Source organism: Williamsia deligens (assembly GCF_024171765.1).
Taxonomy (GTDB): Bacteria; Actinomycetota; Actinomycetes; order Mycobacteriales; family Mycobacteriaceae; genus Williamsia_A; species Williamsia_A deligens.
This window is the reverse complement of sequence record NZ_JAMTCI010000001.1, coordinates 1,654,865-1,678,734: the sequence shown is the minus strand read 5'-3', so window position 1 is coordinate 1,678,734 and position 23,870 is coordinate 1,654,865. Positions and strand designations below refer to the sequence as shown.

18 protein-coding genes are annotated in these 23,870 nt (G+C 70.0%); 10 read left to right on the top strand and 8 right to left on the bottom strand.

The window, feature by feature from the left end:
* Window positions 1-45: 45 nt before the first annotated feature.
* Window positions 46-795, top strand: coding sequence for a TMEM165/GDT1 family protein (locus tag LX14_RS08170; protein WP_253646727.1), 750 nt, complete (start codon window positions 46-48; stop codon window positions 793-795).
* Here the strand turns inward: LX14_RS08170 and LX14_RS08165 are convergent.
* Both LX14_RS08165 and LX14_RS08160 read right to left on the bottom strand, forming a co-directional pair.
* Window positions 741-1,274, bottom strand: coding sequence for a helix-turn-helix domain-containing protein (locus tag LX14_RS08165; RefSeq protein WP_253646726.1), 534 nt, complete (start codon window positions 1,272-1,274; stop codon window positions 741-743). The genes LX14_RS08170 and LX14_RS08165 overlap by 55 nt on opposite strands.
* 195 nt (window positions 1,275-1,469) lie before the next feature.
* Window positions 1,470-3,128 (bottom strand): TM0106 family RecB-like putative nuclease, encoded by a 1,659-nt coding sequence (locus LX14_RS08160; protein WP_253647938.1) that lies wholly within the window; start codon window positions 3,126-3,128, stop codon window positions 1,470-1,472.
* Window positions 3,129-3,325: 197 nt separating this feature from the next.
* Between LX14_RS08160 and LX14_RS08155 the strand changes: the two genes are divergently transcribed.
* The 4 genes from LX14_RS08155 to LX14_RS08140 all read left to right on the top strand — a co-directional run bounded on the left by LX14_RS08155 (window position 3,326) and on the right by LX14_RS08140 (window position 5,938).
* On the top strand, window positions 3,326-4,021 hold the full coding sequence (locus tag LX14_RS08155; protein WP_253646725.1) for a DUF6474 family protein: 696 nt from the start codon (window positions 3,326-3,328) through the stop codon (window positions 4,019-4,021).
* A 62-nt stretch (window positions 4,022-4,083) separates the two neighbouring features.
* A complete protein-coding gene (locus LX14_RS08150) occupies window positions 4,084-4,707 on the top strand; it encodes a hypothetical protein (RefSeq protein WP_253646724.1) in 624 nt (207 codons plus the stop codon).
* A 68-nt stretch (window positions 4,708-4,775) separates the two neighbouring features.
* On the top strand, window positions 4,776-5,411 hold the full coding sequence (locus LX14_RS08145; protein WP_253646723.1) for a YcnI family copper-binding membrane protein: 636 nt from the start codon (window positions 4,776-4,778) through the stop codon (window positions 5,409-5,411).
* Entirely contained in the window at window positions 5,408-5,938 is a 531-nt protein-coding gene (locus LX14_RS08140) for a copper resistance CopC family protein (protein ID WP_253646722.1), read from the top strand. Before LX14_RS08145 ends, LX14_RS08140 begins: the two co-directional genes overlap by 4 nt.
* 187 nt (window positions 5,939-6,125) lie before the next feature.
* Here LX14_RS08140 and LX14_RS08135 read toward each other — a convergent pair whose 3' ends face one another.
* From LX14_RS08135 to LX14_RS08125, 3 genes are all read right to left on the bottom strand, one after another.
* Window positions 6,126-7,679 carry a succinic semialdehyde dehydrogenase gene (locus LX14_RS08135; protein ID WP_253646721.1) on the bottom strand — a complete coding sequence of 518 codons (1,554 nt, stop codon included), beginning with the start codon at window positions 7,677-7,679 and terminating at the stop codon, window positions 6,126-6,128.
* A gap of 105 nt (window positions 7,680-7,784) precedes the next feature.
* Complete coding sequence (gene rraA / locus LX14_RS08130; protein WP_253646720.1) at window positions 7,785-8,270, bottom strand: ribonuclease E activity regulator RraA; 486 nt, start codon at window positions 8,268-8,270, stop codon at window positions 7,785-7,787.
* Between the two features lie 11 nt (window positions 8,271-8,281).
* Window positions 8,282-8,506 carry an RNA-binding S4 domain-containing protein gene (locus LX14_RS08125; RefSeq protein ID WP_253646719.1) on the bottom strand — a complete coding sequence of 75 codons (225 nt, stop codon included), beginning with the start codon at window positions 8,504-8,506 and terminating at the stop codon, window positions 8,282-8,284.
* Window positions 8,507-8,593: 87 nt separating this feature from the next.
* Here LX14_RS08125 and lysX point away from each other — a divergent pair, with 87 nt between their 5' ends.
* The 3 genes from lysX (at window position 8,594) to LX14_RS08110 (ending at window position 13,604) form a co-directional block, all read left to right on the top strand.
* A complete protein-coding gene (gene lysX, locus LX14_RS08120) occupies window positions 8,594-11,887 on the top strand; it encodes a bifunctional lysylphosphatidylglycerol synthetase/lysine--tRNA ligase LysX (protein ID WP_253646718.1) in 3,294 nt (1,097 codons plus the stop codon).
* On the top strand, window positions 11,884-12,795 hold the full coding sequence (locus LX14_RS08115) for an alpha/beta fold hydrolase (protein WP_253646717.1): 912 nt from the start codon (window positions 11,884-11,886) through the stop codon (window positions 12,793-12,795). Before lysX ends, LX14_RS08115 begins: the two co-directional genes overlap by 4 nt.
* A gap of 308 nt (window positions 12,796-13,103) precedes the next feature.
* Complete coding sequence (locus tag LX14_RS08110; RefSeq protein WP_253646716.1) at window positions 13,104-13,604, top strand: enoyl-CoA hydratase; 501 nt, start codon at window positions 13,104-13,106, stop codon at window positions 13,602-13,604.
* Window position 13,605: 1 nt separating this feature from the next.
* On the opposite strand, the gene LX14_RS08105 is transcribed toward LX14_RS08110, so the two are convergent.
* Window positions 13,606-16,029 carry an acetyl-CoA acetyltransferase gene (locus LX14_RS08105; protein ID WP_505011334.1) on the bottom strand — a complete coding sequence of 808 codons (2,424 nt, stop codon included), beginning with the start codon at window positions 16,027-16,029 and terminating at the stop codon, window positions 13,606-13,608.
* 42 nt (window positions 16,030-16,071) lie between these two features.
* On the opposite strand from LX14_RS08105, the gene LX14_RS08100 reads away from it, so the two are divergent.
* Together LX14_RS08100 and LX14_RS08095 are read left to right on the top strand one after the other, a co-directional pair.
* Window positions 16,072-16,737: a TetR/AcrR family transcriptional regulator gene (locus LX14_RS08100; RefSeq protein ID WP_253646715.1), complete on the top strand. Its 666-nt coding sequence runs from the start codon at window positions 16,072-16,074 to the stop codon at window positions 16,735-16,737.
* Window positions 16,738-16,759: 22 nt separating this feature from the next.
* On the top strand, window positions 16,760-17,632 hold the full coding sequence (locus LX14_RS08095) for an SMP-30/gluconolactonase/LRE family protein (protein WP_253646714.1): 873 nt from the start codon (window positions 16,760-16,762) through the stop codon (window positions 17,630-17,632).
* A gap of 7 nt (window positions 17,633-17,639) precedes the next feature.
* Here the strand turns inward: LX14_RS08095 and LX14_RS08090 are convergent, their stop codons facing one another.
* Entirely contained in the window at window positions 17,640-19,106 is a 1,467-nt protein-coding gene (locus LX14_RS08090) for a glutamate synthase subunit beta (protein WP_253646713.1), read from the bottom strand.
* On the bottom strand, window positions 19,099-23,706 hold the full coding sequence (gene gltB, locus LX14_RS08085) for a glutamate synthase large subunit (protein WP_253646712.1): 4,608 nt from the start codon (window positions 23,704-23,706) through the stop codon (window positions 19,099-19,101). Before gltB ends, LX14_RS08090 begins: the two co-directional genes overlap by 8 nt.
* Window positions 23,707-23,870: the final 164 nt, after the last annotated feature.

The following is a 23,870-nucleotide window of genomic DNA, read 5'->3' as shown; positions in this document are numbered from 1 at the left end:
TTGTGAACTGTTGCACATGAAGTAAGGGTTCCCTACGGTCGAGGCATGTTCACCGCTCTGCTCGTCAGCTTCGGCGTCGTCTTCGTCGCCGAGCTCGGCGACAAGTCGCAGTTGATGGCGATGACGTACGCCCTGCGCTATCGCTGGTGGATCGTGCTGATCGGCATCACCGTCGCGACCACGGCCGTCCACGCCGTCTCCGTCGTGGTGGGCCACTTCCTGGGCCTGTCGATCCCGGTCGACCTGATCTCCATCGTCGGCGGTCTCGCGATGCTCGTGTTCGCCCTGTGGACGCTGCGGGGCGACGAACTCGACGCCGACGAGCAGAGCAGGGCCGCCCGGACGGGCGCTTCCGTGCTGCTGGCCGTGATGTCGTCGTTCTTCCTCGCCGAGCTCGGCGACAAGACGATGCTCGCGACGATCACCCTCGCCACCGACCACGACTGGCTGGGCGTCTGGATCGGGTCGACCGTGGGGATGGTCGTCGCCGACGCGCTGGCGATCGCCGTCGGGATGGCGCTCGGACGGAAACTGCCCGAGCGCACCATCGCACTGGCTGCGGCGGCGCTGTTCTCCGTGTTCGCCGGATGGCTGTTGGTCGAGGGGATCACCGCGGCGCACAGCACCCCGGTGACCGTCGCCGCCATCGCGGCCGCGGTGGCGATCGTCGCGATCGGTACGCGAGCAGTGGTCACCACCCACCGCCGACGCAGGAGCGTCAGCGCCTCAGCGGCCGGCGATCAGGAGACAGGTGCGGGCAGCACTCGCAGCGACGACCGCGTATCGCCCGCGTAGGCCGTCGCCAGGTCGGTGAGACCCTCGGGTTCCGCCGAGAGCCCCTGCTGTGACCGCAGCACCTTGATCAGTTCCCGCACGATGGTCACCGAGTCACTCGGCATGCCGGCCAGCAGCAGTGCCGTGCGCTGCACGTCTGCGTCGGCCTGCAACCGCATGAGATCGATCTGATCGCGGGTGCGCTCCGCCTCGCGGTCCTCGAGGAAGTAGTGCACGTCGACGCCGAACGCCGCGGCGATGCCCTCCACGGTCCGGAACGACGGCGACTTGGCCTTCCCCGACCGCAGTTGGCTGAGGTAGGACTCGCCCAGTCGGAACCCGCGCTCGGTGGACCGGGCCGCGATGGCCTTGGCGCTGTAGGCCCGGCCGTTCGGCCCGGGCACGGTGCGGAACAACTCCTCGAGGCGGCGCGCGAACAGACCGATCTCCGAGGCCTCGGAGTCGGTGACCCGCTGCGCCGGACGTGTGTCGCCTGACATGGACTTCTCCCCCTACACGTGCGCCTGTGGTGTCCGACGGACCCGGCGCTCGACTGATCGCCCGTCACACCAGGTCTGCGACACCTCCCCGTGTCGGACAGACCCGCCTCGAAGAATAGACGACTGAGGGCCGCGATGCCTTACCACATGACGGCCGACACACGCCGACGTAGGACGTGTCCCAATCCCAGGCGGTCAGGCGTGGAGATCGTCACGATGGGGCACCGCCGAGGCGGCCCGCTCGTCGATCCACTCACGCAGCACCTTCGTGGCCCACACGTCGTCCTCGTTGTAGCGCAGGATCCGCTCGCGGGATGCGGTGTCGGGAACGGTGCCCTCGTACCCGACCGCCAGCCGATACCACTCCATCGACGCCTCGCCGCCGGCGTCGGGGTCACGCCAGGAGAACCCGGCCACGGGCGCGATCTTCTTGAGCCCCTTGCCCTGTGGGCAGATGAACCCCGCACCGACCGCCTCGTACACGTCCACCCAGTGCTGCGAGCCGATGAACGCGGTCACGTCGTCGAGTGCGGGTACGCCGGGCATCCCCGCGAACCGCCGCGCCGAGCCGATCAGCCACCGGTTCTCCGCCGACTGCGAGTAGCAGTAGGCGGCGAAGGTCTTCCCGGCCGCCACGGTCTCCTCGCGTCGCGCCGTCAGCCACGACCAGAACTCGGCGAACGATCGCCCCTCGTCGGTGGTGGGCAACGGGTCCCACGTCGCGAACGGCCGGTAGACGACGGGGACCGACGGGTCCGTGCGGTCGGTCAGCAGCGTCCCCCAGAGGTAGGCGCCGTCCTCGCCGTGGCTCTCCATGTCGACGTCGACCTCGACGTCGGCGCGGACCACCGCCGGCCTCTCGACCCGGCGCACGAGCGGGACACCCGCCAGCCACGCCCGGGCGACCACGACCGCGTCCCCCACGTCGCCACCCGGGAACTCGGCGACGACAGGCTCGGGTACGTCACCGCGGGCGAGGTCGTCGACAGTGGTGATCCCGGCCACGCGGAGCACGGCGGTCTGGTTGCCGGTGGCCACCAGGCTGATGTCGTGGGCGGCGACGAGTTCCGGGCCGCACCGACCCCACCATCGGCACGACCGGCACTCGCCGATCCGGCTGGGCGTCGTGACGACCGTGCCTGCGGCGACGGCGCGTCGGACCGCGAGCGTCGCGTCGTAGTCGGCCAGCGGGTCGCGCGGTCCGACGCCGCCGGACGCCGCGGTGGCCGCGAGGTCGTGGACGAGGATGCAGTCGGCGTCGAGCCCGATCACACCGGCACGACGCTCGGAACTCGCGAGGCCGGCGTGTTCGAGCAGTCGGGTGAGATGCGCGACGCGCAGGACGTCGCGACGGTGGCGCCGGACCGACCGGGTGACGTCGCGGGCGGGCGACCACTCGCCGAGCGGGCTCGTCATCGCCGTGCCGTCGGTGTCGGCCACGGTGATCCGGTGGTTGACCACGATGACCGGGACGTACCCGTCGTCGACACGCACCAGTGCCTCCGACGACCCGCGGCGACCTGCGGCGCGGTCGTCGGGCAGGACGGCGTCGAGGACCCAGGACGCCCCGGCGGCGCAGGCGGCGAGGGTGGCGGCGACCCGCGCGGCCGCCGTGTCCCCGACGACCGTCACGACGGCGTCCGGGTTGCCCGGGTGGGACTCGCGGAGCATCTCCGCGACGCGCCGACGGTGCAGTGCGGCGGCCTCCTTGCGACGTGTCGCCGACGGGTCCTCCACCGGGACGACGGCGTCGTCGGACGGCTCGCCCACGCCGGGCAGAGGGCTGTCGGGGACGACCCCCGCATCGAGGGCGAGACGGTGCTCGCACCCGGCGAGGTCGCGCGCGGTGAGCATCGGGACGCGTGCGGAGGTCGGGGCACCGGGTGCCGTCGCGATCCCGTCCACGGTTCTGTCCTCCTGCTCGACCCCGGGCCTCGTCGCCGGTCGGGGCTGATCTTCTACCCTAGGACCGACACATGTCCCGCTCACGCCTCCGTCGATCCGGCGGTGGCGGGCAGGACATGCACCCTCGACCCGGAAGGTCACCCGACATGGGCCTGTTCACCCCGAGCCGTACCACCCGTGCACAGCGTCGGGCGCAGGCCAAGGCACTCAAGGCGAAGGCCGAGCTGGAGGCCCGCCTGGAGTCCCGGGGCCAGCGCAAGGAGCGCAAGGCGCGGCGTCGCCACGAGAAGAAGATCGTGGACAAGCAGATCAAGGCGCAGCGCAAGTCCGACGAGACCGCCGCCAAGATCGCCGCCGACACCAACAAGGCGACCGAGAAGCTCGCGCAGTCCCGGATCGAGCTGGCCCAGAACGGCACCGCGATCACCCCGCGCAAACTGCGACGCTACCTGTCCATCGCGAAGGTCGCGTCGCCGATCGTCGTGCCACTCGCCTACCGCGGCGCGACCCTCGCGCGCGAGCAGCTGACGGTGTGGGAGGCCAACCGGGCCGGCGTGCCCGTCGAGGAGCTGGCCAGGTACAGCGGTCACGGTGCCGCCCTGTCGGCGCGGATCGCGGGTGCGGAGAAGTCCGTGACCACGCTGGCCGGGACCCGCGACGCCGACGCCGAGACCACGAAGTTCGTGTCCGCCATGAAGGGTCGTCTGCGCGACCTCACCGCGGCGGTCTCGGCTGCCGAGCACATGCCGGGGTCACGTCGCCGGTCCGCGCACCAGGCCATCGCCCGCGAGCTCGGCGGCATCGAGTCCGACCTTCTCGCCCGTCTCGGGGTCCGCCCCTGAACGACGCGGCACGGGGTGCGGTCGATCTCGACAGGCGGGTCCGTGCCGGAGCTGTCGCCGTCGTGGTCCCCGCGTTGGGTGTCGCCGCGCACGCTGCCGCGTCCGCCCGGCCCCCGACCGCCTCTGCGGTGTTGCTCTGTGTCTTCCTCGGGCTGATCGCCGCGGTCGCCGTCGACGGCCTGTCGCGGGTACGCCGCCTGGGGTGGTTCGCACTCTGCGGGGTGCTCACCGTCGCCCAGGGCATCACCCACCTCGCCCTGTCCGTCGGGGATCACGGCGCCGGGGCGGCGCCGACGAGCTCCCACGCCATGTCCGGCGACGCGATGGACCACGCCGCGATGGGCCACCCGGGCATGGGCCACGGGTCGTCCATGCCGGCGGTCGGCGACGGCATGCTCGCCCACCACCTGCACGAGCTGATGACCCCGTGGTCCGCGGACGGCCTCGTCATGGTCCTCACGCACCTGGTCGCCGTGCCTCTGGCGGCGATCCTCATCGCGCTCGCCGCGGCCGTCACGTCCGTGGCGACGTCGACCGTCGCCGCACTGACCGACCGGGGCCCGCAGGCCGATCCGCTGCCCCGCCTCGCGCCGGCGGTGGCCGCCGTCGTCGTCTGCGTGCGCATCGACCGCGCGGCCGGGCCCGGGAAACGCGGCCCACCCGGCGTCCTCGCCCCGACCCACTAGGCCCCGAGGTCACCTCGGGGTCGCCGTCGTGCGCCTGCGAGGCGCACACTCGATCACGAGGACACATCATGAACACATCTCTGCGCACCATCGGTGCGGTCGCCGCGAGCGCGGCCGCGCTCGGACTCGCCGGTCTCGTCGGCCCGGGCGTCGCCTCGGCACACGTCATCGCCAAGGGCCCTGACCTGGTGCAGGGCGGGTACGGCGTCATCACCCTGAACGTGCCCAACGAGACCGCCGACAACGCGACCACCACCAAGCTCACGGTCACGCTGCCGAACCTGAAGTCGGCACGCCCGGAAGCCGTTCCCGGGTGGCAGTCGACGGTCACGAAGGACGGGAACGACCAGATCACGTCGATCACCTGGCAGACCGCTCCGGGCACCGCGGGCATCGCACCCGGAGGGTTCCAGCGGTTCGCGCTCAGCGCCGGTCCGCTGCCCGAGAAGGAGAAGGTCAGCCTCCCCGCGGTGCAGACCTACTCCGACGGCGAGGTCGTCGACTGGAACCAGCCGCCCAACGCCGACGGCTCCGAGCCCGAGCATCCCGCGCCCGAACTGACGCTGGCCGCCGACGAGTCGTCGACGGCGACGAGCGCGGACGCCTCGGACACCACGGCGCGGTGGCTCGGCGGAGCAGGGCTCGCGGTCGGTGTCGTCGGCGTCGTCGCAGCGGTTCTGGCCCTGCGGAGGAAGTCGGCATGACGACGACGCGACGTACGCCGTTCGCCGCCGTCGTCGCGGCGGTGCTCGTGGTCCTGACCACCCTGCTCGCGGCACCGGCGTCGGCCCATTCCACGTTGGTGTCGTCGGATCCGGCGTCGGGCTCGAGTGTGTCGTCGGGTCCGAGCAGCGTGACGTTGACCTTCAACGAGGCGCTGCAGGAGGCGTACGACGCGTTGACGGTCGTCGGTCCCGACAACCGGTACTGGCAGTCCGAGGAGAAGGCCACGGTGCAGGGCCCACGCATCAGCGTGGGTCTGCGGCCGCTGGGTCCGGCCGGTGAGTACCGCATCAACTACCGCGTCACCTCGGCCGACGGCCATCCGGTGAGCGGCCAGGTGCGGTTCACGCTGACCACTGCCGGCACCGGTACCCCCGGCGCCGAGGCGACCTCGTCGTCGTCCGGAGACGGCGGCGTCACCTGGTGGCCCTACGCGGTCGCCGTGGTGGTCGTCGTGGCCGTCGGTGGGGGCGTCCTGCTCCTCCGACGCCGCACCGCCGAGGTCTGAGGCCGCGATGACGGGCGGACCTTCCCCGGCCCGCCCGTCATCGTCCGGCCATCAGCTGGGGCAGCCGACCGTGTAGTCCCAGTCGGTGCCGGTTCCGCCGCGCTCACGTCCACAGACGACACCGCCGAGGGTCGACGCGTGCGATGGGCACGCGCCGGTCCTCGGCGGTGAGGGTTCTGGACCCCGGTCAGCGACCGGGCAGGAACCGCAGCATCTTCATGGTGACGGGCACCAGCTTGAGGAACAGCGAGCGCGGCACGCCGCGGATGCCGTCGATGCCGATGACGCGCTGAGCGGCGATCGTCTGCGGCTCGGTGTACTTCAGCAGGCCCTCGGTGCCGTGGCGGCGCCCGACACCCGAGATGCCCATGCCGCCCATCGGCGCGGCGGTCGAGCCCCAGGCTGCGGCGTAGCCCTCGTTGATGTTGACGGTGCCGACGTGCAGCTGGGCGCCGATGGACCGTGCCTCACGGGTCGAGCCGGCGAAGATGCTCGCGTTGAGGCCGTATTCGGTGTCGTTGGCGAGCTTTACTGCCTCGTCGACCGAGTCGACCTCGTAGATCGACACGACGGGTCCGAACGTCTCGGTCCCGAAGCACTCCATCTGCTCGTTGACGTCGGCGAGAACGGTCGGCGCGTAGAAGAACGGGCCCACCTCGTCGAGCTTGCGGCCGCCGGCCAGGACGGTCGCGCCCTTCTCGACCGCATCACGCACGTGGGCGTCGACGGTGTCGACCTGCGCCTGCGAGGCGAGCGAGCCCATGTCGGCGCTGAAGTCGTAGACGGGGGCGACCTTCATCTTCGCGACGTGGTCGGCGAACTTCCGCGAGAACTCCGCGGCCACGGACTTCTCGACGTAGAGGCGCTCGATCGAGATGCACAGCTGGCCTGAGTTGGAGTAGCACGCGCGGGCGGCGCCCTCCACCGCCCGATCGATGTCGGCGTTGGCGGTGACGATCATGGGATTCTTGCCGCCGAGCTCGGCGGAGAACCCGATCAGGCGACGACCGGCCTGTGCGGCGAGGACGGCGCCGGTCTGCGACGACCCCGTGAACATCAGGTAGTCGGCGGATTCCACCAGCGCGAGGCCGACGACGGTGCCCGGTCCGGGGACGACGGCGAACAGCTCCGGCTCGAGGCCCGCCTCGTACAGCAGCTCGGCGACGGCGAGCGCGCAGTACGGCGTCTGGCTGTCCGGCTTGATGACGACCGCGTTGCCGGCGATCAGCGCGGCGACGGCGTCGGACGCGGCGAGGGTGAGCGGGTAGTTCCACGGCGAGATGATGCCGATGACGCCCTTGGGCTGGTAGCGCACCCGCACGTCGGTCGCGCCCGGGATCATGCCCTTCACCCGGTGCGCACGCAGGGTCTTGGGGCCGGTCGCGGCGTAGTGGCGCGCGGTGAGCGCGACGTCGACGACCTCCTCCTGCGCATAGGCGCGTGCCTTGCCGGTCTCGGCCTGCGCCATGTCGATGAGTTCGTTGCGCCGGGCGAAGACGAGGTCGGCGAAGCGGGTGATGACCGCGGCGCGCTCCGCCGGGCTCCGCTCGGCCCACCGCGCCTGTGCGGCGCGTGCCCGGCTCACCGCGAGCTGGAGGTCCTCGGCGGTCCCGATGGGGATGGTGGCCATCTCCTCGCCGGTGAACGCCTCGAGCACCGACCGCGTGGGGCGGGTGTCGTGGCGATCGATGGCGATCAGCTGACGCAGACGGTCGAACGTCGCGCGATCGGGACGGCCCATCGGAAACTCCTCGTCGAGGTGGCGAACAGATCTGACAACGCGTGTTGTCAGTAAGAGTGTAAGCGCACTCGCACCGAGGTCGAAAGGCTCGGGGAGGTTGTCACCTCACGAGGCGGAGGTGACCACGATCCCGTCGTCGTCGCTGAACACGACATCGCCGGGCGCGAAGGTGACGCCGCCGAACGCGACGTCGACGTCGGTCTCCCCGGCGCCGGACTTGGTCGACTTCCGCGGGTTCGTGCCCAGGGCCTTGCAGCCGAACTCCATGCCGCCGATGACCGCGGAGTCGCGGATCGCGCCGTGCACGATGACCCCGGCCCACCCGTTCGACCGGCCGAGCTCGGCGATGAGGTCGCCGACCAGCGCGGTGTGCAGCGATCCGCCACCGTCGATCACCAGGACCGACCCGTCCCCGGGCGTTCCCAGGACGGACTTGAGGAGCGCGTTGTCCTCGAAGCAGCGCACGGTGCGGACGGGGCCGAAGAACTCGCGGCGCCCGCCGAACTGGCGGAACTGCAGATCGCAGCTGCGCACGTCGGGGCCGATCTCGTCGACGAGGTCAGCGGTGGGGGTGAAGGTCTGCTCGGTCACGGCTGAGAAGTCTAGTGAGCGCTGCCGACCCGTACCGCGACACCGCCGACGGTCACCTCGTCGCCGACGACGAGCTGTCGTCCCCGACGGGTCTCCACCTCGCCGTTGACCGAGACGGCACCGTCGGCGATCACCTCTTTCGCCTCGGCGCCGGACTCGATCAGGTTGGCCAGTTTCAGGAACTGGCCCAGTCGGATGCCGTCGTCGCGGATGGGCACCTCCGGAACAGCGCTCATCGGGTTCTCCTTGGTGTTCGACGGGAGGTGGCCGTGTCCACCTGACACGATTGCACGCGGCCGACAGTCGCAGGAGAGGAGGCGCTGATGGAGATGCGTCGTGCGCCGCACCTCGCCGGCGTCGTCGTGGGGGTCCTCTCGGCGATGTCGCTGACCGGCAGTGTCTCGACGACGTTCCGCCACCTCATCGCCGTCCCCCGGGACTGGGTCGACTCCTACGTCATCTCCATGCCCGACACCAGCTTCGCGTGGGCTTTCGTCCTGGCCCTGGTCGCGATCGCCCTGTCGGCGCGCAAGAGGGTCGCCTGGTGGGTGACCGCGGGCTACCTGGTGGTCTTCGCCGTCACCAACGCCCTCTACTTCGTGCCCGCCGTCGCCGAGGGCTACGACTTCACCCTTCTCAACCGCGTCAACCTCGTCATCGGTCTCGTGATCGACGCCGTGGTGCTCGTGTTCCTGCTCGTCACCTACCGGCAGTTCTTCACCCGCGTGCGACGGGGGTCGGTGCTCCTGGCGCTCGCCGTCCTCGGCGGCGGACTGATCGCAGCCACCGGCATCGGCTGGGGGCTCGTCGAGGCGTTCCCGCGTGATCTGACCCCCGATCAGCGGCTCGCCTACGCCTTCAACCGGGTGGTCGCGTTCGCCGCGGTCGACACCCGCACCTTCGACGGTCACCGCTCCTACACACCGGTCAACGGTCTCCTCGGCCTCCTCGGCGCGCTCGCACTGATGGTCGCCGCGGTCGTGCTGTTCCGCTCCCAGCGCCTGTCGGGGCTGGTCACGCCCACCGACGAGCGGGTCATCCGCGCGCTGATCGCCGCCCACGGCGACAACAACTCCCTCGCCTACTTCTCCACCCGCCGGGACATCGCCGCGGTCTTCGCTCGCTCCGGCCGCGCGGTCATCACCTACCGCGTCGAGCTCGGTGTGTGTCTGGCGTCCGGCGACCCGATCGGGGACCCCCGCCACTGGCCCGACGCGATCGCGCAGTTCCACGCCCTGTGCGAGCGCTACGGCTGGTCACCGGGCGCGATGGGCGCCAGTGAGCGCGGCGCGCAGGCCTACATCGACTCCGGGATGACCGCGTTGACGATGGGCGACGAGGCGATCGTCGAGGCACGGCAGTACCGCATCACCGGCCCGCGGATGCGGGGCGTCCGACAGGCCGTCACCCGCAGCGTCCGCGCCGGGGTGACGGTGCGCATCCGGCGGCACAGCGAGCTGTCGGAATCCGAACTGGCCCAGGTCGCCATCCGCGCCGACGCCTGGCGGGACACCGCCGAGGAGCGCGGCTTCGCGATGGCGTTGAGCCGGCTCGGTGACCCCGCCGACGGCCAGTGCCTCCTCGTCGAGGCGGTCCAATATGCCGACACACCGGCGGAGCGCGTCGTCGGCATGCTGTCCTTCGTCCCCTGGGGGCGCACTGGCCTGTCCCTGGACCTGATGCGGCGCGATCGCGATGCGATCAACGGCGTCGTCGAGGCGATGGTGTCCGAGATCGCCACGCAGGCCACCGATCTCGGTGTCACCCGGATCTCGTTGAACTTCGCCGCGTTCCGCGCGGTGTTCGAACAGGGCGACGCCATCGGCGCCGGACCGGTGATGCGCGGTGCGCACGGCCTTCTCGTCTTCGCATCACGGTTCGTGCAGATGGAGTCGCTGTACCGCTCCAACGCGAAGTACCTGCCGACGTGGGAACCGCGGTTCCTCTGCGCGGCCGACGCCCGACTGATCATCCGCGCCGGGCTCGCAGCGGTCCTCGCCGAGGGCTTCGTCGCCGTCCCGTGGCGGCGACGGGCGGATGCCGCGCGACACGTCGGCACCGAGTCGGCGGTGCCGGCCGACCTCGACATCGACGAGCTCGTGGCGGCGATCGCCGCGGAGGCCGCCGCCGCGGTGGCGCCGCCGCGCCGCCCGGAACAGGTCCGCGTCCGGATGGACAAGCTGGCCGCGCTGACCGCCACCGGCGAGAACGCCTATCCCCCGGCCGATCCGCCGAGCCATCGGATCTCCGATGCGCGGGACGCCGGCCTCGGGACACCGGTCTCCGTCGCCGGGCGGGTACTGCGCATCCGCGACTTCGGCAGCGTCGTGTTCGCCGACGTCCGCGACTGGACCGGGACGGTGCAGACAGTCCTCGACACGTCCGTCGCCGGGGACGACGTCCGCCGCTTCACCTCCACCGTCGACCTCGGTGACCTCGTCCGGGTCTCGGGGACCCTCGGGCACAGCCGGTCCGGCGAACTCTCGGTCCTCGGCGACGGGTGGTCGATGCTCGGGAAGTGCCTGCACCCGTTGCCGGACAAGTGGAACGGTCTCTCCGACCCGGAGGCCCGGGTCCGACTCCGGCACGTCGACCTCGCTGTCGGATCCGATGCGCGGGCGATGCTCGTCGCCCGCGGGGCCGCGGTGTCGGCGCTACGGACCACCCTCGGCGCGCACGGCTACCTCGAGGTGGAGACCCCGGTGCTGCAACAGGTGCACGGCGGTGCGAACGCCACCCCGTTCGAGACCCACATCGAGGCCTACGATCTCGACCTCTATCTACGCATCGCCCCGGAGCTGTACCTCAAGCGCCTCTGCGTCGGCGGTGTTGAGAGGGTGTTCGAGATCGGGCGAAACTTCCGCAACGAGGGCGCCGACGCCACCCACAACCCCGAGTTCACCAGCCTCGAGGCGTATCAGGCCCACGGCGACTACAGGACGATGATGGAGCTCGCCCGGGAGCTCGTCCAGGCGGCGGCGACGGCGGCCCACGGGACGCCGATCGCCCTGCGGCCCACCGCAGACGGTGGCCTGGACCGCATCGACATCAGCGGCGACTGGGCGGTACGCGACGTCCACGAGGCGGTGGGTGAGGCGGTGTCGCTCGAGCTCGGCGACCACGTCGTCGTCGATCCGACGACGGATCTCGCGACACTGCGTCACCTCGCCGACCGGGTGCAGATCGCCCACCACCCCGACTGGGACGTCGGCCAGGTCGTCCTCGAGCTCTACGAGCACCTCGTCGAGTCGCGGACGACGTCGCCGACGTTCTACGTCGACTTCCCGACCTCGGTCTCGCCGTTGACCCGCGAACATCCCGATCGCCCCGGTGTCGCGCAGCGGTGGGATCTGGTCGCCTGGGGGATGGAGCTCGGCACCGCCTACAGCGAGTTGACCGACCCGGTCGAGCAGCGGGCGCGACTCACGGCGCAGTCCGAGCGTGCCGCCGGCGGGGACGTCGAGGCCATGGAGCTCGACGAGGACTTCCTCACCGCACTCGAGTACGCGATGCCCCCGACCGGCGGGCTGGGGCTCGGCGTCGACCGCATCATCATGCTCATCACCGGTCGACCCATCCGGGACACCCTCCCGTTCCCCCTGGTCCGGCCGCGATGACCGACACGCGCAGGCCGGGAGCGGTCGTCGAGATCGACGGTCAGCCCACCCATGTCGTCGTCGAGGGCGCCGGCCCACCGGTCCTGCTGCTCGCTGCTCTCGGGAGCAACTGGTTCGATCTCGACGCGCTCGCCGCCGACCTCGCGTCCGATTTCACCGTCATCCGCTACGACCGTCCCGGGTACGGCCTGAGCGCCTCGCTGCCCCGGGACACCTGGCCGACACTCGACGGGGAGGTACGGCGCATCGCGGCGGTCCTCGATCACCTCGACGTGCGGGAACCGGTTGCGCTGGCAGCACATTCGATGTCGTCGCTGTATGCCGAGGCGTTCGCGGTGCTCCACCCCGACCGCACGCGGGCGGTGATGATGATCGACGGCACCTTCACTCTGTTCTCGGTGCGGGCCGTTCCCACCGCGATCCGCGTGGCGAACTGTCACCGTGCTGCCGACATCGCCGACCGGGTGGGGCTGCCGGCCCGGTTCGGACCCGCGGCGCACGCGTCGATACTGCCGACGCCTCCCGGCGGGTACGACGAGGACCAGCGCCGGTGGATCCGAGATGTGTTCCGCCGCAGCGACATGTTGCGGGCGACCCTCGTGGAGAACGCCGCGTTCCCCGCGATCGACGACGACCTCCGTACGGTCCGTGGGGCGCGGGGGAAGCCGGCAGTCCCCGCGACCGTGCTCGCCGCGCTCGGCGACGGCGGCGGGTGGCGATCCGCCTGGCGGTCGCGGCAGCGGCGGTACGCGCAGATGCTCGGAGCGACCTACGAGGAGATCAGTCCCGCCGGACACCTGGTGGTCATCACGCACCCGGCGCGCGTCGCCGACGCACTGCGGCGGCTTGTCCGCCGCGCGGACGGCGTGTGGCTCAGGTCTGGAGGATCGCCAGATCCGTTGCCGTGACGAGCCGCTCGGCTTCCTCGGGCCACATGCGGGCGAGGCGGTGGCGGTGCAGGCGTCCCGGCGGCCGCGTTGCGGGCGCTGTGGGGGGCGTGATCGTGGAGGGGCGGAGGACAGACGGTACGTGAGGCACTCTCACACGGATCACTCCCTGAGGTCGGTTGATTCCGTGTGACGGATGTTACAGATGTGACTCGGTGATGCCCGACAAGGACACGCGCGGGTCGACCTGTGGATGACCGGTTGGCGCCTGTGTACGGCCGTACAGTACGGTCTCGTTCGACATCCACACGATCTTCGGGGAGATCCACATGCGCATGCCGTTCCGCTCGTTCATCGCCGCCACCGCCGTGGTCGCCGCAGCCGTCACCGGAGGGGTCGTCGCCAGCGGGCCGGCGGGGGCTGCACCGCCGCCGCGCGATCTGCCCCGGTTCACCGTGCTAGGCGACAACTACGGGATGTTCGGCGACCACGACTTCTGCCGTGGCAGCGTCAACGTCCGCCTCACTTCACCGAAGCGATCCGTCACTCGTGCCACGATCACCTCGAACGGTTTCACCGGTGACGGACCAGGCTGGGCGAAGAACCCGCGGTGCCGCGTTCTGATCGGCCTCAACTTCACGAGCGCGAGCGCTTATGCCAAAGAGATTCTCGTCCCGGCGTCCTTCGGCCGCGCACCCGGAGAAAAAGTGGTGCGGGACGTCGTGACCGGTTCTGGTCTCGTGTTGTTCGGCGCGAACGCCTATTCCACCAACACCCCTGTCCGACTCCCGCAGGCGTACGGGACGAACTGGTACATCCTCGTCCCCTGACCTAGCGGCCCTTCCACACCGGCTGCCGCTTCTCGACGAATGCCGTGATGCCCTCGAGGGTGTCCTGGCTGACGATCAGTTCGTCGAGAGCGGTGGTCGGGTGGGCGGCCGCGGCGACGGGGTCGGCGATGTGGGCGGATTCGGCGATCGCGATGAGCGAGGCGCGGATCGAGGTCGGTGAGCAGGCGATGACCTCGGCGGCGAGTTCCCGCGCTGCGTCCATGACCGTGCCCGCCGATGCCACCCGGCAGGCGATCCCGCGGTCGAGGGCCTCGGCCGCGGGCATCCGACGGCCGGTCAGGATCATCTCCATCGCGATCGACCGCGGGAGCTGCCGGGGGAGACGCACGAGACCACCCATCACTGCGGCGAGGCCGACCTTCACCTCGGGCAGCGAGAACGTCGCGCGTTCATCGGCCACGATCATGTGCGCGGCGAGGGCGATCTCGAATCCACCGCCCAACGCGTGGCCGTTCACCGCGGCGATCACGGGCTTGATCAGGTCGGCGCGGCTGGTCAGCCCGCCGAAGCCGGTGAGCGGCACCGCGCCCAGTCCTCCACTCGCGGTGGCGGCGAGGTCGTTGCCGGCGGAGAACGCCTTCTCGCCGGCGCCGGTGATGATCGCGACCCAGAGGTCCGGATCGGCCACGTACGCGTCGAACACCGACTCCAGCTCGAGGTTCGTGGCGGCGTCCAGAGCGTTCCGGGCGTCCGGCCGGTTGATGGTCACCTCCAGCACGTGGCCGTCGCGACGGACCAGCACACCCGTGTACTCGTCGCGGAAGCCGACAGCGGGCGCCGGGTGCAACCGGTCCATCGTCGCGGCGTCGACACACACGCGGTTCCCGTCGGCGAACGAGCGGGCGACGACCCTGCTGCCGACCGGCCGGTCGGCGTCCAGCAGATGGGTCATCGTCGCCGTGTCGTCGCGGTCGACGGTCGCGATGAACCGCGGCCCGGGTTCGCCCGCGGCGTCGAGCACACGTCCGACGACGATCGCCGACCGCGGACCCTTCTTGCCGAACGGCACGACGAACGAGTCGATGACAGCCGGGCCGTCGACGCGCTCGACGGTCTCCACCGATGCGACCGCGTCGAGGTCCGCCTGATGCGCCGCGCTCACCGAGGTGTGCCACGGCGCGGGCAGCGTCGAGTAGATCCCGGTCGAGTACTTGCTCAGCACACCACCGTTGGCGCCGACGAGCCCGTATGACCCCCGGTCCGCGCGGACGCGGTCGGCGACCTCGGCGATCGCGTGCATCGAGTAGTTGTTACCGGCACCGCCGAAGTACGGCAGTCCACCGGTCAGGGTCAGTCCACGAGGATCGTCCGCGGTGAGCCCGAGTGCGTCGCAGACCACGGACACGGCGATCGGGAAGCAGCTGTAGAGATCGATGTGGGCGACATCCTCGAGACCGATGCCGGCGGCGTCGAGCGCGTGGGTGATGGATGCAGCGGCAGCCGGGGACGCCGACAGGTCCGGGCGGTGCATGAGCGGCTTCTCGACGAGATCGCAGTGGCCGTGCAGGAACACCCACCGGTCCTGCGGCACAGCGAGTTCGCGGGCGCGACCCACCGACATGACGACGACCGCGGCGGCCTGGTTGACCTGATCGCGCGCGACCATCAGACGCGTGTAGGCGTCGGTGAGTCGGCGGTTGGCGTCGTCGGCGGTGGCGATCTCGTCGACGCTGCGCTCGACAGGCGACGCGGAGTGGGGGTTCTTCGCGGCCACCCGGGAGAACGGCGCGAACAGCTCCGCCATCGATCGCGCGTAGTCGTCGCGGGCAGCCCCGAGCGTCGCCCGGCGTGCGGTCTCGAGGACGGAGTACTGCAGCACCGGTTCACGCAGACCGTGGCGTGCCTCTTGGGCCGTGACGATGCCGGCGATGCCGAAACCGCGGTCCTCGACCGCGACATCGTGATGCTCGGACCAGTCCGGGGCGGCGGCTTCACTCTCGGCGATGTGCCGTTTGGTCGAGATGACCTCGGCGCCCGCGACCACCGCGCCCTCAGAGCGGCCTGCGGCGATCTCCCCGGCCAGTTCGGTCAGCAGATGCTGTGGGCTCTGCCCGCCCACGGCCTCGGCGATGAGCCGGCGGGCGGAGATCCCCACCCGCGACGCCACGGCAGCGGGCATCACGTCCGGCCGACCGAACGGCGAGGATGACAGCGGACTCGAGATCTCGAAAGAGCGGATGGATCCGACGGTGTCGACGGCCGCCGCGAGGGCGGTGCGGTCCACACCCGCATCGTCGAGCGCCCGCACCACCGCATCCGCGGCGAGGTCGGCCTCGGACCGTGCCCGGTAGTCGTCCTCGCCGAGGCGTTCACTCGCCTGCCCGACACCCACGATCACCGGTGTCCGCGGGTCGAGGTCCTGCATGTCGCCGTCCACCGGTTCTCCGACCTGTTGTGAGACCATATCGACCGTAATGGTCTCACACGGGCATGAGACCATCACCGGGTGACGCGTCCGGGAGCTCCGCTGGGAGATCTGTTCGCGCGCGCGGTCGGGCACACGATGGGGTCCCCGGGCAGCTCTCACCCCGCGCCCGACGACCCGGTCTCGGACCGGATCCTCGACGCCGCGATCGCCGTGCTCGCGCAGCGGGGCACCACCCACGCCTCGATCGGTGAGGTCGCCCGGCAGGCGGATGTCGGTCGCGCCACGGTGTTCCGGCGGTTCGCCACCAAGGACCAGCTGTTCGAGGCCGCGCTGACGCGCGTTGTCGGGCGGGTGATCGGGGCGATGGTCGCGCGGTTCGCCGTCGTCCGCGATCCCGTCGACCAGGTGGTCGAGGGGTTCGTGATCTGCATGGGTCTCGACGCCGACCCGCTGCTCGCCCGCTCCCGCGACCACCGCGCCGAGTTGCTCGCCGCACTCTGTGCGGGTGACCCGTCTCCCCTCTCGCTGGCCTACCGCGCGGTGGCGGCAAACCTGCGGCGCGCGCATCGGGAGGGCACGCTGACCGTCGGTGACCCGGACATGCAGGCCGACGCGCTGGTCCATCTCGGTTTCGCCTACCTCATGGCGCCCGGACTCGCGGTCGACCTCGCCGACGCCCATGCCGTCCGCGAGTTCGCCCGGCGCACGATCGCCCCGATCGTCGGATACGCACCCGAGCGATGACACCGCGTGGTTGCATCGGGTGATGACAACCGACGCGACCGTCGTCCTCGAGAACTACACCTACTTCGAGTGCCCGCGTTGGCACGACGGTCGCATCTGGGTGTCGGATTTCTATACCCACCAGGTGATCTCGGCACAGGCCGACGGGTCCGACGTGCGGGTCGAGGCGGAGGTCCCACAACAGCCGTCCGGCCTCGGGTGGCTGCCGGACGGGCGACTGCTGATCGTGTCCATGCGCGACCACACCATCCTCCGACGCGAGGACGACGGATCGCTGGCCGTCCACGCCGACCTGTCCCATCTCGTCGAGCACCACCTCAACGACATGCTCGTCGACGGGAATGGGCGTGCCTACGTCGGGAACTTCGGGTTCGACCTGATGAACGGTGGCGACCCGGCATCGACCTCGCTCATCCTCGTCGAGCCCGACGGGTCGTCACGCGTCGTCGCCGACGGTCTGTGGTTCCCGAACGGCATGGCGCTGACGTCGGACGGCCGTCTCGTCGTCGACGAGACCGTCGCCAACAGGATCAGCGTCTTCGACATCCACGACGACGGCGGACTCGGCGAGCGACGCGACTGGGCCGTCTTCGGTGAGCTGCCCGACATGGCGGACACCGCCACCGCGATGGGTCAGATCGTCCTGGCGCCCGACGGGTGTGCGATCGACGGTGACGACGTGCTGTGGGTCGCCGACGCCCTGAACGGCCGGATCGCGCGGGTCGTCGAGGGCGAGGGGATCACCGACCAGCTCGACTTCGACTCCGGCGTCTTCGCCTGCGGGTTCGGCGGCGAGGACGGACACACGCTGTTCGTGTGCGCCGCACCCGATTTCGACGAGCACGCACGCAAAGAGGCCACCGACGGCAGATTGCTGTCGGTGGCCTTTCGCTGATCGACGGTTACCGCTGCGGCGCCTGCGTGGGGTGGATCGGTGAGGGCAGGAACGAGTCCTGCGTCAGGTACCGGTCGACACCGGCGGCCGCCGAGCGACCCTCGGCGATCGCCCACACGATGAGCGACTGACCGCGGCCGGCGTCACCGGCGACGAAGACGCCGGGCACGGTCGACTGGAAGTCGTCGTCGCGCTTGACGTTCCCGCGCTCGTTGTACTCGACGCCGATGCCGTCGAGCAGTCCGGTCCGCTCGGGACCGACGAAGCCCATGGCCAGCAGGACGAGGTCGGCCTCGAGCTCGAACTCCGAGCCCTCGACCTTCTCGAACTTGCCCTTGTTCATGACGACCTCGTGCGCGGCCAGCTTGGTGACCTTGCCGTTCTCCCCGATGAACTTCTCGGTGTTGACGGAGAAGACGCGCTCGCCGCCCTCCTCGTGTGCCGAGGAGACGCGGAACATGAGCGGGTAGGTCGGCCACGGTGTGCTCTCGGCACGCTCGTCCGGCGGCCGCGGCATGATCTCGAACTGGTGCACGATCTCGGCGCCCTGGCGCAGCGACGTGCCGAGGCAGTCGGCACCGGTGTCGCCGCCACCGATGATGACGACCTTCTTGCCCTTGGCCGTGATGGGCGGCTGGCCGTCGGGGCCGGTGACCTCGTCGCCGTGCTGCACCTTGTTGGCCCACGGGAGGAACTCCATGGCCTGGTAGATGCCCTCGAGGTCACGCCCCTCGATGGGGAGGTCCCGCCACGAGGTGGCGCCGTTGGCCAGGACCACCGCGTCGTGCTGGGCGCGGAGATCGTCGGCGGAGATGTCGGTGCCGACGGTGATGCCGGTCTTGAAGACCGTGCCCTCGGCCTCCATCTGGGCGATGCGCCGGTCGATGTGGCGCTTCTCCATCTTGAACTCGGGGATGCCGTACCGCAGCAGACCACCGACGCGGTCTGCCCGCTCGTACACGGTCACGTCGTGGCCTGCGCGGGTGAGCTGCTGCGCCGCAGCCAGTCCCGCCGGCCCGGACCCGATGACCGCCACGTGCTTGCCGGTCTTGGTGCTCGGCATGACCGGGTGGACCCAGCCCTTGTCGAAGGCGTTGTCGATGAGCTCGACCTCGACCTGCTTGATGGTGACGGCGGGCTGGTTGATCCCCAGCACACACGACGCCTCACAGGGGGCGGGGCACAGACGACCCGTGAACTCCGGGAAGTTGTTGGTGGCGTGCAGGCGCTCGATACCGTCGGCCCACTGACCCTTGTAGACGAGGTCGTTCCACTCCGGGATCAGGTTGCCCAGCGGGCAGCCGTTGTGGCAGAACGGGATACCGCAGTCCATGCACCTGCTGGCCTGGCGCTGCAGCACCTCGTGCTCGTGCTTCTCGTACACCTCTTTCCAGTCCTGCAGTCGCAGGTCCACAGGACGCCGCGGGGGCAGCTCCCGCTCGGTGTACTTCAGAAAACCCCGTTGGTCACCCACGAGCGGCCTCCATGATCGCCTCGTCCACGTCGCGGCCGGCCTTTTCTGCATCGGCGATCGCGAGGAGGACTCGCTTGTAGTCACGCGGCATCACCTTGATGAACGCGCGCTGTGTGTTCTCCCAGTCGGCCAGGATCGCTGCCGCGACAGGGGACTCGGTCTCGTTGCCGTGCTTCTCCACGATGCGGTGGAGGAACTCGACGTCCTCGTCGTCGAGGCCCTCGGGCTCGACGAGTTCGGTGTTGAGGTTGTCCGGGAGCTTGCCGAACGGGTCGTAGACGTACGCGACACCACCCGACATGCCGGCCGCGAAGTTGCGTCCGGTGTCACCGAGGACGATCACACGACCACCGGTCATGTACTCGCACCCGTGGTCACCGACACCTTCGACGACCGCGACGGCGCCGGAGTTGCGGACGCAGAACCGCTCGCCGACCACACCACGCAGGAGGATCTCACCGCCGGTGGCGCCGAACCCGATCACGTTGCCCGCGATGATGTTCGACTCTGCGACGAACTCCGCCGGCGCGACACGCGGCGGTCGGACGACGATCCGGCCACCCGAGAGTCCCTTGCCGACATAGTCGTTGGCATCGCCCTCGAGCCGCAGCGTGATGCCGCGGGGGACGAAGGCACCGAAGCTGTTGCCCGCCGACCCGGTGAAGTCGATGATCACGGTGCCGTCGGGCAGACCGTTGGCCCCGTAGACCTTCGTCACCTCGTGCCCGAGCATCGTGCCCACGGTGCGGTTGACGTTGGAGATCTCCGACGTGAACGACACGCGCTCACCCGCGTCGATGGCAGCGCGGCTCTGCGCGATCAGCTGCTGGTCGAGCGCCTTGTCCAGTGCATGATCCTGGCGACCCGAGTTGTACAGGTCCTGGTTCATGAACGGGGAGTCGGCGACGGCCAGGATCGGCGAGAGGTCGAGCTTGCCGGCCTTCGCGCCGCTCCAGTGCTTGAGCGCCTTGGTCGTGTCGAGCGCCTCGACGTGACCGACGGCCTCCTGCAGGGTGCGGAAGCCAAGGCGTGCCAGGAGCTCTCGCACCTCCTCGGCGATGTAGAGGAAGAAGTTCTCGACGAACTCCGGCTTGCCGGTGAACCGCTTGCGCAGCTCCGGGTTCTGCGTCGCGACGCCCACGGGGCAGGTGTCGAGGTGGCAGACGCGCATCATGATGCAGCCCGACACCACGAGCGGCGCGGTGGCGAAACCGAACTCCTCGGCGCCGAGCAGCGCGGCGACGACCACGTCGCGACCGGTCTTGAGCTGTCCGTCCACCTGCACGACGATGCGGTCACGGAGACCGTTGAGCAGCAGCGTCTGCTGGGTCTCGGCGAGGCCGAGCTCCCACGGTGCACCCGCGTGCTTCTCCGACGTCAGCGGCGTCGCGCCGGTGCCGCCGTCGTGACCCGAGATGAGGACCACGTCGGCGTGCGCTTTCGACACACCCGCCGCGACCGTCCCGACACCGACCTCGGACACCAGCTTCACGTGGATGCGGGCCGCCGGGTTGGCGTTCTTCAGGTCGTGGATCAGCTGCGCCAGATCCTCGATCGAGTAGATGTCGTGGTGCGGCGGCGGCGAGATGAGACCGACGCCCGGTGTGGAACCGCGGACCTCGGCGATCCACGGGTACACCTTGTGCGGCGGGAGCTGGCCGCCCTCACCGGGCTTCGCACCCTGCGCCATCTTGATCTGGATGTCGGTGCAGTTGCTCAGATAGTGCGACGTGACGCCGAAGCGTCCCGACGCGACCTGCTTGATGGCACTGCGCCGCCAGTCGCCGTTCTCGTCGTGGTCGAAACGGTCGGTGCTCTCGCCGCCCTCGCCCGAGTTCGACCGACCGCCGAGGCGGTTCATCGCGATCGCGAGGGTCTCGTGGGCCTCTCCCGAGATCGAGCCGTAGCTCATCGCACCCGTGGAGAACCGCTTGACGATGTCCCGCGCCGACTCGACCTTGTCGATGGGGATCGGGTCCCGGTCACCGAAGTTGAAGTCGAACAGACCACGCAGAGAGGCGATCTTGCGCGACTGGTCGTCGACGAGCTTCGTGTACTCCTTGAACACCGAGTACTGGCCCGTACGGGTCGCGTGCTGCAGCTTGAACACCGTGTCGGGGTTGAAGAGGTGGTACTCCCCCTCGCGCCGCCACTGGTACTCCCCACCGACCTCGAGCTCGCGGTGCGCGCGCTCCTCGGGGCGGGCCTCGAACGCCAGGGCGTGGCGAGCCGCGACGTCGGCCGCGATCTCGTCGAGACCGACACCACCGAGGTGGCTGAGCATGCCCGTGAAGTACTCGTCGACGGTGTCCTGACCGATGCCGATCACCTGGAACAGCTGGGCACCGGTGTACGACGCGAGCGTCGAGATGCCCATCTTGCTCATCACCTTGAGCACGCCCTTGCCGGCGGCCTTGATGTAGTTGTTGCGGGCGGTCTCGAAGTCGGTGTCGCCCAGCACACCCCGCAGGACCATGTCCTCGATCGACTCGAAGGCCATGTACGGGTTGATCGCCGCAGCACCGAAGCCGACGAGGCACGCCATGTGGTGCACCTCGCGGGCGTCGCCCGCCTCGACGAGCAGGCCCACCTGGGTACGGGTGCGCTCGCGGACGAGGTGGTGGTGCACCGCCGACGTCAGCAGCAGCGACGGGATGGGCGCGAGCTTCTCGTCCGACTCACGGTCGGACAGGACGATCAGGCGGACACCGCCGGCGACGGCCTCGGAGACCTGACGGCGGACGTCCTCGATCGCGCGGCGCAGTCCCTCGCCGCCCTCGGCGACGGGGTACAGACCGTGGATCTGGACCGACCGGAAGTCCGGCCAGTTGCCGTCGTCGTTGATGCGCACCAACTTCGCGAGCGCATCGTTGTCGAGGATGGGCTGCGGCAGCGCGATCTGACGGCACGACTCCGGGCCCGGGGCGAGGAGGTCGGACTCCTTGCCGATCGTGACGCCGATGCTGGTGACGATCTCCTCGCGGATCGCGTCGAGCGGCGGGTTCGTCACCTGGGCGAAGCGCTGCTGAAAGTAGTCGAAGAGCATCCGCGGACGCATCGACAGCACGGCGATCGGCGTGTCGGTGCCCATCGACCCGATGGCCTCCGCGCCGGTCTTCGCCATCGGCGTGACCAACAGGTTGAGTTCTTCGGTGGTGTAGCCGAAGACCTGCTGGCGCAGGCGGACCCGCTCGTGCGCCATGTGGATGTGCGGACGACTCGGCAGGTCCGAGAGGACGGTGAAGCCCTCGTCGAGCCACTGCTGGTACGGGTGCTCCGCGGCGAGCTGGTCCTTGATCTCCTCGTCGTCGACGATGCGACCCTGCGCGGTGTCCACGAGGAACATCCGGCCCGGACGCAGACGCAGACGACGGACGACCGTCGACGGGTCGATGTCGAGCACGCCGACCTCCGACGCCATCACGACGAGACCGTCCTCGGTCACCCAGATCCTGCTGGGGCGCAGGCCGTTCCGGTCGAGCACGGCGCCGATGACGGTGCCGTCGGTGAAGCACACCGACGCCGGTCCGTCCCAGGCCTCCATCAGGGTGGAGTGGTACCGGTAGAACGCCCGGTGCTCGGGCTTCATGGTCTCGTGACGCTCCCAGGCCTCCGGGATCATCATCAGGACCGAGTGCGGCAGCGACCGGCCGCCGAGGTGCAGCAGCTCGAGCACCTCGTCGAATCGTGCGGTGTCGGAGGCACCTTCGGTACAGACCGGGAAGATCTTCTCGTCCGTGCCCTCACCGAACACCGAGGTGTCGATGAGCGCCTCGCGGGCGCGCATCCAGTTCTCGTTGCCGGTGACGGTGTTGATCTCACCGTTGTGGGCGACACGGCGGAACGGGTGCGCCAGCGGCCACGACGGGAAGGTGTTGGTGGAGAAGCGCGAGTGGACGAGCCCCAGCGCGCTCTCGACGCGGTCGTCCTGCAGGTCGAGGTAGAACGCCTTGAGCTGCGGGGTGGTGAGCATGCCCTTGTAGACGAACGTCTTGCCCGAGAGGCTCGGGAAGTACACGGTCTCGCGACCGGGTCCGTCCTGGCCCGCGCCCTTCGACCCGAGCTCGGTCTCGACGCGCTTGCGGATCACGTAGCTGCGGCGTTCCAGCTCGTCGCCGCTGGCACCGCCGAGGAAGATCTGCCGGAAAGTCGGCATCGCGTCGCGGGCGAGTGCGCCGAGCGAGGCGTCGTCGACCGGGACCGACCGCCAGCCGAGGACCGTCAGGCCCTCCGCCTCGGCGACCTTGCTGACCGACTCACACGCCTGAGCGGAGTCGGCCGCGCCCTGCGGCAGGAACGCGATGCCCGTGGAGTACGAGCCCTCCTCGGGCAGGTCGAAGTCGACGACCTCACGGAAGAAGCGGTCCGGGACGTTGATCATGATGCCCGCGCCGTCGCCGGTGTTCGGCTCTGCGCCGGCCGCACCACGGTGTTCGAGGTTGACCAGCGCGGTGATCGCCTTGTCGACGATGTCGCGGCTGCGACGACCGTGCATGTCCACCACGAAGGCGACACCGCACGAGTCGTGCTCGTTCATCGGGTGGTACAGGCCCTGCGGGCTCGGGTACCGGTGCCCTGCCGGGCCGGGAGCGTGCTTCATTCGTATCCGCCCTTACGTCGCTCTCGCGACAACTCTCATCTCGACCGAGGGTACGACGGCGTGCTGGTCCAGTCGTGATGAGTCCAACCTAAGATCGGTCGTGACCTGCACCGATGCGGGCCTGACCGATGGTTGCGCACGTCCAGCGCCGTTGCTGGTCGGCA

What these genes read in the sequence shown, in the direction of transcription:
- gltB (WP_253646712.1), bottom strand. Translation starts at nt 23,706, where the DNA reads ATGAAGCACGCTCCCGGCCCGGCAGGGCACCGGTACCCGAGCCCGCAG.
- LX14_RS08135 (WP_253646721.1), bottom strand. Translation starts at nt 7,679, where the DNA reads ATGGGCCGTCCCGATCGCGCGACGTTCGACCGTCTGCGTCAGCTGATC.
- LX14_RS08095 (WP_253646714.1), top strand. Translation starts at nt 16,760, where the DNA reads ATGACAACCGACGCGACCGTCGTCCTCGAGAACTACACCTACTTCGAG.
- LX14_RS08145 (WP_253646723.1), top strand. Translation starts at nt 4,776, where the DNA reads ATGAACACATCTCTGCGCACCATCGGTGCGGTCGCCGCGAGCGCGGCC.
- LX14_RS08155 (WP_253646725.1), top strand. Translation starts at nt 3,326, where the DNA reads ATGGGCCTGTTCACCCCGAGCCGTACCACCCGTGCACAGCGTCGGGCG.
- LX14_RS08110 (WP_253646716.1), top strand. Translation starts at nt 13,104, where the DNA reads ATGCGCATGCCGTTCCGCTCGTTCATCGCCGCCACCGCCGTGGTCGCC.
- LX14_RS08160 (WP_253647938.1), bottom strand. Translation starts at nt 3,128, where the DNA reads ATGCTCACCGCGCGCGACCTCGCCGGGTGCGAGCACCGTCTCGCCCTC.
- LX14_RS08125 (WP_253646719.1), bottom strand. Translation starts at nt 8,506, where the DNA reads ATGAGCGCTGTTCCGGAGGTGCCCATCCGCGACGACGGCATCCGACTG.
- lysX (WP_253646718.1), top strand. Translation starts at nt 8,594, where the DNA reads ATGGAGATGCGTCGTGCGCCGCACCTCGCCGGCGTCGTCGTGGGGGTC.
- LX14_RS08140 (WP_253646722.1), top strand. Translation starts at nt 5,408, where the DNA reads ATGACGACGACGCGACGTACGCCGTTCGCCGCCGTCGTCGCGGCGGTG.
- LX14_RS08165 (WP_253646726.1), bottom strand. Translation starts at nt 1,274, where the DNA reads ATGTCAGGCGACACACGTCCGGCGCAGCGGGTCACCGACTCCGAGGCC.
- LX14_RS08170 (WP_253646727.1), top strand. Translation starts at nt 46, where the DNA reads ATGTTCACCGCTCTGCTCGTCAGCTTCGGCGTCGTCTTCGTCGCCGAG.
- LX14_RS08115 (WP_253646717.1), top strand. Translation starts at nt 11,884, where the DNA reads ATGACCGACACGCGCAGGCCGGGAGCGGTCGTCGAGATCGACGGTCAG.
- LX14_RS08105 (WP_505011334.1), bottom strand. Translation starts at nt 16,029, where the DNA reads ATGGTCTCACAACAGGTCGGAGAACCGGTGGACGGCGACATGCAGGAC.